Origin of the sequence: Enterobacter sp. SM3 (assembly GCF_009811935.2) — a bacterium.
Taxonomy (GTDB): domain Bacteria; phylum Pseudomonadota; class Gammaproteobacteria; order Enterobacterales; family Enterobacteriaceae; genus Enterobacter; species Enterobacter asburiae_D.
This window is the reverse complement of record NZ_CP099971.1, coordinates 1,841,957-1,854,673: the sequence shown is the minus strand read 5'-3', so window position 1 is coordinate 1,854,673 and position 12,717 is coordinate 1,841,957. Positions and strand designations below refer to the sequence as shown.

10 protein-coding genes are annotated in these 12,717 nt (G+C 56.6%); 4 read left to right on the top strand and 6 right to left on the bottom strand.

All coding sequences use genetic code 11. The features are described 5' to 3' along the window. Positions 1–25: 25 nt before the first annotated feature. Genes lolE through lolC form a run of 3 tightly spaced genes read right to left on the bottom strand, consistent with a single transcriptional unit; the run spans position 26 to position 3,163 of the window. Entirely contained in the window at positions 26–1,270 is a 1,245-nt protein-coding gene (lolE, locus tag GVO84_RS08680; protein WP_159513883.1) for a lipoprotein-releasing ABC transporter permease subunit LolE, read from the bottom strand. Further along, positions 1,270–1,971 carry a lipoprotein-releasing ABC transporter ATP-binding protein LolD gene (lolD, locus tag GVO84_RS08675; RefSeq protein ID WP_159513882.1) on the bottom strand — a complete coding sequence of 234 codons (702 nt, stop codon included), beginning with the start codon at positions 1,969–1,971 and terminating at the stop codon, positions 1,270–1,272. Before lolD ends, lolE begins: the two co-directional genes overlap by 1 nt. Continuing rightward, positions 1,964–3,163, bottom strand: a complete 1,200-nt coding sequence (gene lolC / locus GVO84_RS08670; protein ID WP_024908607.1) for a lipoprotein-releasing ABC transporter permease subunit LolC — start codon at positions 3,161–3,163, stop codon at positions 1,964–1,966. Before lolC ends, lolD begins: the two co-directional genes overlap by 8 nt. A gap of 256 nt (positions 3,164–3,419) precedes the next feature. Here lolC and GVO84_RS08665 point away from each other — a divergent pair, with 256 nt between their 5' ends. The 3 genes from GVO84_RS08665 (at position 3,420) to ldtC (ending at position 9,203) form a co-directional block, all read left to right on the top strand. Beyond that, positions 3,420–4,493, top strand: a complete 1,074-nt coding sequence (locus tag GVO84_RS08665) for an acyltransferase family protein (protein WP_159513881.1) — start codon at positions 3,420–3,422, stop codon at positions 4,491–4,493. 149 nt (positions 4,494–4,642) lie between these two features. Continuing rightward, the gene (gene mfd, locus GVO84_RS08660; RefSeq protein WP_159513880.1) at positions 4,643–8,089 is read left to right on the top strand and encodes a transcription-repair coupling factor; all 3,447 of its coding nucleotides are present in this window, start codon (positions 4,643–4,645) and stop codon (positions 8,087–8,089) included. 148 nt (positions 8,090–8,237) lie between these two features. Then, complete coding sequence (gene ldtC / locus GVO84_RS08655) at positions 8,238–9,203, top strand: L,D-transpeptidase LdtC (RefSeq protein WP_029739865.1); 966 nt, start codon at positions 8,238–8,240, stop codon at positions 9,201–9,203. Between the two features lie 75 nt (positions 9,204–9,278). Here ldtC and bhsA read toward each other — a convergent pair whose 3' ends face one another. Continuing rightward, positions 9,279–9,536: a multiple stress resistance protein BhsA gene (gene bhsA / locus GVO84_RS08650; RefSeq protein ID WP_032639138.1), complete on the bottom strand. Its 258-nt coding sequence runs from the start codon at positions 9,534–9,536 to the stop codon at positions 9,279–9,281. A gap of 244 nt (positions 9,537–9,780) precedes the next feature. Here bhsA and GVO84_RS08645 point away from each other — a divergent pair, with 244 nt between their 5' ends. Continuing rightward, positions 9,781–10,416, top strand: coding sequence for a TetR/AcrR family transcriptional regulator (locus GVO84_RS08645; protein ID WP_029739866.1), 636 nt, complete (start codon positions 9,781–9,783; stop codon positions 10,414–10,416). Positions 10,417–10,475: 59 nt separating this feature from the next. On the opposite strand, the gene GVO84_RS08640 is transcribed toward GVO84_RS08645, so the two are convergent. Both GVO84_RS08640 and GVO84_RS08635 read right to left on the bottom strand, forming a co-directional pair. Further along, entirely contained in the window at positions 10,476–11,015 is a 540-nt protein-coding gene (locus GVO84_RS08640) for a glycine zipper 2TM domain-containing protein (protein ID WP_028012731.1), read from the bottom strand. A 193-nt stretch (positions 11,016–11,208) separates the two neighbouring features. Beyond that, the gene (locus GVO84_RS08635; protein WP_023335290.1) at positions 11,209–12,513 is read right to left on the bottom strand and encodes an NAD(P)/FAD-dependent oxidoreductase; all 1,305 of its coding nucleotides are present in this window, start codon (positions 12,511–12,513) and stop codon (positions 11,209–11,211) included. Positions 12,514–12,717 lie beyond the last annotated feature (204 nt).

Below are 12,717 nucleotides of genomic sequence, written 5' to 3'. Positions count from 1 at the left end.
CGAAAGCCGCTAGATCATGACGTAATTACTGGCCACTTAATACCCTCGCCGGATCAATTCGGCTTGCGCGACGCGCCGGATACCAGCTTGCCAGCAGACTCAGTAAAAGTGCTGTAACCAGCACATAAAAAACATCCAGCCAGTGCAGTTCAGACGGCAGGAAGTCAATAAAATAGATATCACCCGACAGGAACTGGTGGCCGATAAGCTTTTCGATCCCGTTGATAATGGGGGTCAGCTGCAGGGAAACCACCACGCCAATCACCACGCCGCACAGGCTGCCAAAGAGCCCAGCCAGCAAACCGTACCAGACGAAGATGGCGCGAATAAGACCGTCTTTCGCCCCCAGCGTACGCAGCACGGCGATGTCGCCGCTCTTGTCCTTGACCGCCATCACCAGCGTGGAGACGATATTAAAGCACGCCACACCAATCACCAGCACCATCGCCAGATACATAATCGCGCGGATCATCTGGATATCACGGTACATATACCCGTAAGTGCCGATCCAGCTTTTGATGTAGACATAGTTATTGGTCACGCTGCCCGCGTCGCGGACCAGCTTGTTGGCGTTAAAGACGTCGTTCACCTTAATGGCAATACCCGTCACGCTGTCGCCCATATCGAGATACTGGCGCGCATCTTCCATCGGCACCATGGCGAAGCTGTGATCGAGCTGACCGCTCAGCTGAAGAATACCGGTGACGTGCAGGCGCACGCGCTTAGGCTGCTGCAGCTTGTGGTCGGCGCTGGCGTTCGGGATCATGATTGACACCCAGTCGCCCTGCTTCACCTTCAGGGCATCGGCCACGCCTTTACCCATGATGATCTGCTGTTCGCCGGCCTTAAAGTTGGCCCACGCGCCGTTCTGCACATAGTTTGGCAGCGCGCTGAGACGCGCTTCCTGGACGGGGTTGACCCCTTTCACCTGAATGGCGCGCAGGTTTACCCCGCTCTCCACCAGCCCGGTAAAGTTGATGTAGGGCGCGGCCGCGGCAATGCCCGGCACTTTTTCAACTTTGGTGAGCGCATCGCTCCAGTTCGTCCACGGCTGGTTGACCGGCTCGATCTCCCCGTGCGGCACCACCGCCAGAATGCGGTTATTCAGCTCGCGCTCAAAGCCGTTCATGGCGCTTAAGCCCACAATCAGCACCGCCACGCCCAGCGCAATACCGATGGTCGAGATGACGGAGATCAGCGACACCATGCCGCCGCGACGGCGGCCGCGGCTAAAACGTAAACCGATGAGTAACGATAACGGTGACGCCATTACTCTGCTCCCATCAGGGTCAGTTCCGCGTTCAGATGGCCGTCGCGCATCTCAAGCTGACGTCCCATGCGTTTTGCCAGTTGCAGATCGTGGGTCACGACCAAAAACGCGGTGCCCTGCGAGGCGTTCAGCTCGCCCAGAAGCTGGAAAATACTGTCCGCATTGCGGGCATCCAGGTTACCGGTAGGCTCATCCGCCAGCACCAGACGCGGGTTGTTGACCAGCGCACGGGCAATCGCCACGCGCTGGCGCTCGCCGCCGGAAAGCTCAGAGGGACGATGGTTACCTCGATGGCCCAGCCCTACCGCTTTTAGAATGTCGCTGGCGCGAGCGTTAATTTCTGCCGGTTTCTTTTTGCCAATCAGCAGCGGCATCGCCACGTTTTCCAGCGCCGTGAAGTCCGGCAGCAGGTGGTGGAACTGGTAGATAAAGCCCAGCTCGCGGTTGCGCAGCTCGGCCTTCGCCGCGGAGGACATTTTGCTCATCGGCTGGCCGGAGAAAATCACGTCGCCTTCGGTTGGCGTATCCAGCCCGCCCAGCAGATGCAGCAGCGTACTTTTGCCCGAGCCGGAGCTGCCGACAATCGCCATCATTTCGCCTTCACCCACGCTAAAGCTCACATTGTGCAGCACGTCGGTTTGCACAGTGCCTTCCTGATAGCGTTTGGACAGGTTGTCGCATTGCAACAGGATCTTATTCATAACGTAAAGCCTCAGCGGGTTGAGTGGCGGCGGCGCGCCAGGAAGGATAAAGCGTAGAAAGTAGCGCAATGGCCATCGCGGCCAGCGCAATACCGACCACCTGCAGCGGCTCGATAGCCACCGGCAGCGCCGCGCCGTCAAGCAGCGCGCCGATGATCGGCATTAAGTTATTAAGCTGGCTGGCAAGCAATGCCCCCAGCACGGCACCGAGCAGCGCGCCGATGATACCGGCACTGGCCCCCTGCACCATAAACACCGCCATGATCTGGCGCGGCGTGAGCCCCTGGGTTTGCAGAATGGCGACTTCGCCCTGCTTCTCCATCACCATCAGGCCCAGCGAGGTAATGATGTTGAATGCGGCCACGGCCACGATCAGGCTCAGCAGCAGCCCCATCATGTTTTTTTCCATCCGCACGGCCTGGAACAATTCGCCTTTGCGCTCGCGCCAGTCCTGCCATTTGGTGCCGTCCGGCAGTTTTTGCTGGCTGAGGGTATCGACCTTCAGCGGCGCATCGAGCCACAGGCGCCAGCCGGTGATGTTCCCTGCCGGGTAGCGCATCAGGCGTGAAGCATCCTGAATGTTAACCAGCATCTGGTAGCCATCGACTTCGCTGTTGGCGGCAAAGGTACCAATCACGTTGAACAGGCGCTGGCTTGGCAGGCGCCCCATCGGGGTAAACTGGCTGGCAGAAGGCACCATCACGCGCAGCTGGTCACCGCGGTTGACGCCAAGCTGGCCGGCAAGCTGCTCACCCAGAATCACGTTGTATTTTCCGGCTTCCAGATCGGTCTGCTTCACGTTAACCAGATACGGCGTCAGCGGATCGTTTTGCGCCGGGTCAATACCCAGCATCACGCCGACCGCCACGCTGCGGGCGCTTTGCAGCACCACGTCGCCGGTCGTCAACGGCGCAACGCGCGTGACACCCTGTAACTTCGCCGCGCTTTCCGGCAGCTGTTGCGGGTTAACCGAACCGTTAGTCGATGAGAGAACGGCCTGCGGCATCAGCCCCAGGATGTTATTTTGCAGCTCGCGCTCAAAGCCATTCATGACGGAAAGCACCGTCACCAGTGCCATCACGCCAAGCGTAATGCCAATAGTCGAAAGCCAGGAGACAAAGCGACCGAAGCGGTCCGCGGCGCGCCCACGCATGTAACGTAAGCCTATGAAGAGTGCGACAGGTTGATACATGAAATCCGTCTGTTTGCTGATAGCAGACCCACGAGTATATAAGCGAATCCGTTAAGCGTAAATGACTGAAACAGTAAGCTTTGGTAATCATTTTTCCGAAAAATTCAGATAAATCAGGGTGCTATTGTCTGAATACTCACCTCGCAACCTCCACCTTTTCCGAAAAACCTCCTGATACAGACTGTTACCCATTACATCCTGGTTTCGTTTTACAACAATTGCTCGTTCGTTTATGGCAATAAGGTAGTGGCGAACAATGAAGCAAAAAGCATTATGGATTAACCAGATAAAAGGGCTGTGTATCTGCCTGGTGGTTATCTATCATTCGGTTATCACGTTTTATCCCCATCTGATCGGGCTGCAACACCCGCTCTCCGGCCTTCTCGCCAAATGCTGGGTCTATTTTAACCTCTATCTCGCACCGTTTCGTATGCCGGTCTTCTTCTTTATCTCCGGCTACCTGATCCGTCGTTATATCGACGAGGTGGACTGGCGAACCAGTCTCGACAAGCGGATCTGGAGCATTGTCTGGGTCCTGGCGCTGTGGGGCGTCCTGCAATGGCAGGCGTTGACCCATCTGAACGCCTGGCTGGCGCCCGAGCGTGAGCTTGCCACCTCGTCGAACGCGGCCTACGCCGACTCGTTCTCAGGCTTTGTGCTGGGGATGGTCACCGCCAGCACCAGTCTGTGGTATCTGTATGCTCTGGTGGTCTACTTCACGCTGTGTAAACTGCTGAGCCGCTGGAAGCTGCCGGTACTGGCACTGCTGGCGCTGGCAAGCATCGCGATTAACTTCCTGCCGCTGCCGTGGTGGGGAATGAACAGCGTGGTACGCAACATGATCTACTACAGCCTCGGGGCGTGGTATGGCGCAGAGCTGATGGCGTGGATGAAAAGCGTCAACCTGCGCCGCATCTGGCTGGCAACCGGCGCTTTCGCCGCCGTCTCCGTGGTGCTGTGGTTTGCTAACGTTCCGCTGCTGCTCTCATTGCTGTCGATTGTGCTGATCATGAAGCTGTTCTATTGCCTTGAGCAGCGCTATGCGGTTCACCCGAACAATCTGCTGAACGTGATTGGCTCAAACACCATTGCGATTTATACCACCCACCGTATCCTGATTGAGGCCTTTAGCCTGTTCCTGATTGGCGAGATGAATGCCGCTTACTGGCCGGTCTGGGCAGAGCTGAGCTTGATCCTGGTCTATCCGTTTGCCAGCCTGCTTATCTGTACCCTTGCCGGGCTCGGGGTGCGTAAAATCTCTACCGCGCTGTTTGGGGACGTTTTCTTCTCTCCTCCCTCTACGCTGACCTTGTCACCTTCAACGCGTTAATACCCTCTCCGCCCCCGTTTCGGGGGCGTTTAGCCCTGCCGTGCGGTTACGATTTGCTTATGTAAAACGATCGAGGATAATAAAGACATTGCGTATCAGTGATATGCCCCAATACTGTTGGTATATCCATAAGAGACTCTGACATAGCCATGCCTGAACACTATCGTTATTCCTTACCTGTCAAAGCGGGCGACCAGCGCCAGCTGGGTGAACTCACGGGCGCGGCGTGCGCCACGCTGGTGGCGGAAATCGCCGAGCGTCATCCAGGCCCGGTGATTCTGGTTGCCCCGGATATGCAAAACGCCCTGCGCCTGCACGATGAAATTCGCCAGTTCACCGATAGCCTGGTGTTCAGCCTGGCCGACTGGGAGACGTTGCCGTATGACAGCTTCTCTCCGCATCAGGAGATAATCTCCTCGCGCCTGTCGACGCTCTATCAACTCCCGACCATGCAGCGCGGCGTGCTGATTGTGCCGGTAAATACCCTGATGCAGCGCGTCTGTCCGCACAGCTATCTGCACGGTCACGCGCTGGTGATGAAAAAAGGCCAGCGCCTGTCCCGTGATGCCCTGCGCGCGCAGCTTGACGGTGCTGGCTATCGCCACGTCGACCAGGTGATGGAGCACGGGGAATACGCGACCCGCGGCGCGCTGCTCGATCTTTACCCGATGGGTAGCGACCAGCCGTATCGTCTGGACTTTTTTGATGACGAAATCGACAGCCTGCGCGTGTTCGACGCCGACACGCAGCGCACGCTGGAAGAAGTGGAGTCCATCAACTTACTGCCCGCGCATGAGTTCCCCACGGACAAAACCGCTATTGAACTGTTCCGCAGCCAGTGGCGCGATAAGTTCGAGGTGAAGCGCGACGCGGAACATATTTATCAGCAGGTCAGTAAAGGCACGCTTCCTGCCGGGATCGAATACTGGCAGCCGCTGTTCTTCAACGAGCCGCTGCCTGCCCTGTTCAGCTACTTCCCGGCGAATACGCTGATTGTCAACACCGGGGATATCGACGCCAGCGCAAGCCGCTTTGAAAGCGAAACCCGCGCCCGCTTTGAAAACCGTGGCGTTGACCCGATGCGTCCGCTGCTGCCGCCGGAAGCGCTGTGGCTGCGCACCGACGAGCTCAACGCCGAGCTGAAGCGCTGGCCGCGCATGCAGCTGAAAACCGATTCGCTTGCCGATAAGGCCGCCAACACCAACCTCGCCTTCCGGACGCTGCCGGACCTGGCCGTTCAGGCGCAGCAGAAATCCCCGCTGGATAATCTGCGCAAGTTCCTGGAGTCCTTTACCGGCCCGGTGGTGTTCTCCGTTGAGAGTGAAGGCCGCCGCGAAGCTTTAGGCGAGCTGCTGGGACGCATTAAGGTGGCGCCGAAGCGCATCCTGCGTCTGAGCGAAGCGACCGGAAACGGTCGTTACCTGATGATTGGCGCCGCCGAGCACGGGTTCATCGACACGCTCAACAACCTGGCGCTGATTTGCGAAAGCGATCTGCTGGGTGAGCGCGTCGCCCGCCGCCGTCAGGACAGCCGTCGGACCATCAACCCGGACACGCTGATCCGTAACCTGGCCGAGCTGCATCCTGGCCAGCCGATTGTCCACCTGGAGCATGGCGTTGGGCGCTATCAGGGGATGACCACGCTTGAAGCGGGCGGCATCAAAGGTGAATACCTGATGCTGACCTACGCTAACGACGCCAAACTGTATGTCCCGGTTTCCTCCCTCCATCTGATCAGCCGCTACGCGGGCGGTGCCGAAGACAATGCGCCGCTGCACAAGCTGGGCGGCGATGCCTGGGCGCGCGCGCGCCAGAAGGCGGCGGAAAAAGTGCGCGACGTGGCCGCCGAGCTGCTGGATATCTACGCCCAGCGCGCGGCCAAACAGGGCTTCGCCTTTAAGCATGATAAAGAACAGTACCAGCTGTTCTGCGACAGCTTCCCGTTTGAAACCACGCCGGATCAGGCCCAGGCCATCAACGCCGTGCTGAGCGACATGTGCCAGCCGCTGGCCATGGACCGCTTAGTCTGCGGCGACGTCGGCTTCGGTAAAACCGAAGTGGCGATGCGCGCCGCCTTCCTTGCGGTCGAAAACAACAAGCAGGTTGCGGTGCTGGTGCCGACTACCCTGCTCGCTCAGCAGCACTTCGACAACTTCCGCGACCGTTTCGCCAACTGGCCGGTACGTATTGAGATGCTCTCGCGTTTTCGCAGTACTAAAGAGCAGACCCAGATCCTCGAACAGGCCAGCGAAGGCAAAATTGATATTCTGATCGGCACCCATAAGCTGCTGCAAAGCGACGTGAAGTGGAAAGATCTGGGGCTGCTGATCGTCGACGAAGAGCACCGCTTCGGGGTGCGTCACAAAGAGCGCATCAAAGCGATGCGCGCCGACGTCGATATTCTGACACTGACCGCGACGCCTATCCCGCGAACCCTGAACATGGCGATGAGCGGTATGCGCGATCTGTCGATTATCGCCACGCCGCCGGCGCGCCGTCTGGCGGTAAAAACCTTTGTCCGCGAGTACGATAATCTGGTGGTGCGTGAGGCCATTCTGCGTGAAGTGCTGCGTGGAGGGCAGGTCTACTACCTCTACAACGACGTGGAAAACATCCAGAAAGCGGCGGACAGGCTGGCGGAGCTGGTGCCGGAAGCGCGCATAGCTATCGGTCACGGGCAGATGCGCGAGCGCGAGCTGGAACGGGTGATGAACGACTTCCACCACCAGCGCTTTAACGTGCTGGTGTGCACCACCATCATTGAGACCGGGATCGACATTCCGACGGCGAACACCATCATCATTGAGCGCGCGGATCACTTTGGTCTGGCGCAGCTTCACCAGCTGCGCGGCCGCGTCGGGCGTTCGCACCATCAGGCCTACGCCTGGCTGCTGACGCCGCATCCGAAAGCGATGACCACCGACGCGCAAAAGCGTCTGGAAGCTATCGCCTCGCTGGAAGACCTCGGCGCAGGCTTTGCGCTGGCCACGCATGATCTTGAGATCCGCGGTGCCGGCGAGCTGCTGGGTGAAGACCAGAGCGGCTCCATGGAAACCATCGGCTTCTCGCTCTATATGGAGCTGCTGGAGAACGCGGTCGATGCCCTGAAGGCCGGGCGCGAGCCGTCGCTGGAAGATCTCACCAGCCAGCAGACCGAGGTCGAGCTGCGTATGCCTTCCCTGCTGCCGGACGATTTCATTCCGGACGTGAATACCCGCCTCTCATTCTACAAGCGCATCGCCAGCGCGAAGAAGGAGAACGAGCTGGAAGAGATTAAGGTGGAGCTGATTGACCGCTTTGGTCTGCTGCCCGATCCGGCGAGAAATTTGCTGGATATCGCGAGACTGCGCCAGCAGGCGCAAAAGCTGGGGATCCGCAAGCTCGAAGGCAATGAAAAAGGCGGCGTGATTGAATTCGCCGAGAAGAATCACGTCAACCCGATGTGGCTGATCGGCCTGCTGCAAAAACAGCCGCAGCATTTCCGTCTGGATGGTCCAACCCGTCTGAAATTTACCCAGGAGCTGACGGAGCGCAAAACCCGTATGGACTGGGTGCGTAACTTCATGCGTCAACTGGAAGAGAACGCGATCGCATAACCTTCCTTCCCCCTGTTAGCCCGGCGCTACGGGGGGACAATTTACAAACTCTTTGCACTTCACCCGATCTTCCCGACACACCCATTCGCCATAATTATGTTTAACCCCTTATAAAACAATAACCTTATCATTTATATGGATTATGGTGATGATGACCTCTTCGCGTTTTACTCGCTGGATGACCCTGTTTGCGCTGGCAGCCACCGTCGCGGTTGCGCTTCCCGCTCGGGCAAACACCTGGCCCCTTCCTCCTCCCGGCAGCAAGGTGGTGGGTGAAAACCGCTTTCATGTGGTTGAAAACAACGGTGGTTCACTGGAAGCAATTGCCAAAAAATATAACGTCGGTTTTCTGGCCCTGCTGCAGGCGAACCCCGGCGTCGATCCGTATGTCCCGCGCGCGGGCAGCGTACTGACGATCCCGTTACAGACTATCCTGCCGGACGCCCCGCGCGAGGGGATGGTGATAAACCTCGCCGAGCTGCGCCTGTACTATTACCCGCCGGGTAAAAACGAAGTGACCGTCTACCCTATCGGTATTGGCCAGCTGGGCGGCGACACGCTGACGCCGACGATGGTCACCACCGTCTCGGATAAACGCGCGAATCCAACCTGGACCCCGACGGCCAACATTCGTGCCCGCTATAAGGCCCAGGGGATCGATCTTCCTGCCGTGGTGCCGGCAGGTCCGGATAACCCGATGGGGCACCACGCGATCCGCCTGGCGGCATACGGCGGCGTCTACCTGCTGCACGGAACGAATGCGGATTTTGGCATCGGCATGCGCGTCAGCTCCGGCTGTATTCGTCTGCGCGATGACGATATCAAAACGCTGTTTAACGTCGTTACGCCGGGAACCAAAGTGAATATTATCAATACGCCGATTAAAGTTTCAGAAGAGCCCGGCGGCGTGCGGCTGGTTGAGATTCACCAGCCGTTATCGAAAAACATTGGCGACGATCCGCAGACGCTGCCCATTAACCTGAATGCCGCGATGGTGAGCTTCAAAACGAATGCCAATACCAATAGCGTGGTGATGGAGCGCGCGATGGAAGCGCGGTCAGGCATGCCGACCGATGTCACCCGGCATCACGACGTCGTCCCGCAGTCGATGTAAATCAGAAATAAAAAAAGGCCCTGCTGAGCAGGGCCTTTTTTATTGCAGTGGCATAAATGAGGGTTTATGCCCGGCTTATTTGTAGATGACAGCCGTACCGTGCAGGGTGTTAGGACCGGTCACGGATGTGATGCGGTAAGATTTTGCACCCATCTCTTGCGCTTTTTGTGCCAGCTGATCTTCCAGGGAACTCAGGTTAGTACCGGCAGAGGCAGAGATTGTCCCGACTTTATGCTGGTCAGCAGGCGTAGATTGCACTTGTACAGCAGCAAAGCTTGCAAAAGAGAGTGAACTCAGGACAGCGGCAGCGATGAGGGTTTTTACGTTTTTCATGATGTTTACCTTTAGCAGATGAATTTGGAGGTCGTTAATCATTTAGTTAACGATCGATAGGTAAATCATAAATGTGATCCAGGTCACGCGTCAACATAATTTTATAACGAGCGTTAATTTAATTTTAAAATTGTTATTTTTCATACATATATGATTAATTTATTTTTAAGCATTCTGCACTGGTGGTGGGTTGCGTTTATTTTTATAATGGTCATTCACCAAACCAACAGAGGACCAACGGCAAATGACAACCGATGTCACGAGTTGTGCGAAGAAAAGCCGTGGCCGACCAAAAGTGTTTGACAGGGATGCAGCGCTTGATAAGGCCATGACTCTCTTCTGGCAACATGGGTATGAAGCAACCTCGCTTTCCGATCTGGTAGAAGCCACCGGAGCCAAAGCGCCGACGCTGTATGCCGAATTTACCAATAAAGAGGGGCTGTTCAGGGCGGTGCTGGACAGATACATTTCGCGCTTTGCGGCGAAACACGAAGCCCAGCTGTTCTGCGAAGAGAAAAGCGTTGAACAGGCGCTTCGCGACTATTTCACCGCCGTCGCGACCTGTTTCACCAGTAAAGAGACGCCTGCGGGCTGCTTTATGATTAACACCTCTGCCACCCTTGCGGCGTCCTCTAAAGAGATTGCCAATACGGTGAAATCGCGGCATGCCATGCAGGAGGAGACGCTCAGCGCATTTCTGGCGCAGCGCCAGCAGCGCGGTGAAATCCCTGCGCAGTGCAACCCTCAGCTGCTGGCGCAATACCTGAGCTGTATTTTGCAGGGGATGTCGATCAGCGCCCGTGAAGGGGCTACGCTGGAAAAACTGCAGCATATTAGCGAAACCACGCTGCGGCTGTGGCCTGAGCTACTGAAAATCTGACGCAAAAAAAAGCTCCTCAGCCTGAGCGCATGAGGAGCTAAATTCAGAGAACATCTTTTTTACGCTTTGTTATTCAGAACCAGCTGGCCATTTCCATCCAGTGGAATTTGCGTGCCCGGGTCTTTATCCATGCGGATTTTGCCCTGCTGATCGCCAATTTTGTACGTCACGTCATAGCCCAGCATTTTTTCCGACTTGTCATAGACGGTTTTGCAGCGTTGCTGAGTCGTGGTGTAGGTATCATTATCCTGCATTGCGCCCTGCACCTGGTTACCGGCATAGCCGCCACCCAGCGCGCCGACCACGGTCGCTACGTCTTTACCACGGCCGCCGCCAAACTGGTGACCAATCACGCCACCCGCTACCGCACCCAGAACAGAACCGGCAATGCGGTTTTCATCCTGTACCGGACGACGGTGCGTCACGGAGACGTTGCGGCACTCCTGACGAGGGGTTTTCACGGTTTCTTTAATCGGTGTAGCAGAAACCACCTGTGCATACTGCGGGCCGCGATCTAATACGTTGAGACTGGCAACGGCAGCCACACCTAACGCAGCCGCGACGCCAATCCCTATACCCGCCAACATTGATTTATTCACGGGACTTCCTCCTTTGTTGCTATTGGTAACAATTTTGCAATGGAGGCAACGCTTCGCCAATAAGATAAAGGATCAAAAAAGGGGCGTTGAGAGGAGATATATTGTATTTAGGAGAACTCTTAAGCACTCAAACTGTGATCTACAGCATGAAATGCTAAAAACTCCCTCCGGAGGGCCCGGAGGGAGTGGAAGATTAGTGCAGCTTCAGACGAGGACGGATCACGCGGTTGATTCTGCCCACCAGCATCATCAGCCCGGTTTTGAAGTAGCCATGCAGCGCAATCTGGTGCATACGGTACAGGGAGATATACACGAAGCGGGCAATGCGCCCTTCTACCATCATTGAGCCGCGCATCAGGTTGCCCATCAGGCTGCCGACGGTAGAGAAGTTTGACAGCGACACCAGTGAACCGTGGTCTTTGTAGACATACGCTTTCATTGGCTTGCCTTTGTACTGCGCCAGAATGTTGTGCAGCACCAGGCTTGCCATCTGGTGAGCGGCCTGCGCGCGCGGCGGCACGAAACCACCTTCAGGACGCGCGCAGGAGGCACAGTCACCGATAGCAAAGATTTCAGGGTCACGCGTGGTTTGCAGCGTTGGCTCGGTTACCAGTTGGTTAATGCGGTTCGTTTCCAGACCGCCGATCTCTTTCATAAAGTCAGGCGCTTTGATACCTGCCGCCCAGACCATCAGATCCGCTTTAATATACTCGCCGTCTTTGGTGTGCAGACCGCCTTCGTCGGCGCTGGTCACCATGGTTTGCGTCAGCACCCGCACGCCCAGCTTGGTGAGCTCATTGTGCGCCGCACCGGAAATTCGCGGAGGCAGCGCAGGCAGGATGCGTTCACCGGCTTCAACCAGCGTGACGTTCAGCGCTTCGTTAGTTAACCCTTTGTAACCGTAGCTGTGCAGCTGTTTCACCGCATTGTGCAGCTCCGCAGACAGCTCAACGCCGGTCGCGCCGCCGCCGACGATGGCGATATTCACCTTACCGTTCGCACCCATATTGCTGGTGTACTTCAGGAACAGGTTCAGCATTTCCTGATGGAAACGCCGCGCCTGGTGCGGGTTATCGAGGAAGATACAGTGCTCTTTCACGCCCGGCGTGTTGAAATCGTTGGAGGTACTGCCCAGCGCCATGACCAGCGTGTCGTACGCCAGTTTACGCTCGGGAACCAGCAGCTCCCCTTTTTCATCGCGCAGCTCTGCCAGGGTGATGGTTTTGCTTTCACGGTTGATGTCCACCACCGAGCCCAGCTGGAACTGGAAATGATGGTTGCGCGCGTGCGCCAGATAGCTGAGCGCGTCCACGCCCTCATCCAGAGAGCCGGTCGCCACTTCGTGCAGCAGCGGTTTCCACAGGTGGCTGTGGTTACGATCCACCAGCGTAATTTTGGCTTTTTTACCGCGACCCAGCTTCTTGCCCAGCTGTGTAGCCAGCTCCAGCCCGCCAGCACCACCGCCTACAATCACTATCTTTTTCAATGGCGTAGTCAACGTGACCCCCTCAAATTATTAACCAATTGTTAATTAAAAGTTATAAAAATAACCCTTAATTAACAACAGGTTACAGCACTGAAACCATTCAGGTGCATTGAGAATAACACGTCAGGCGCATTGGTCATACCAAAATTGATATGCATCAAGTTTTGATGGCTTAAAAGTAGACAATTCTGGTCAAAAAGAAAGCCCGGAACGCTT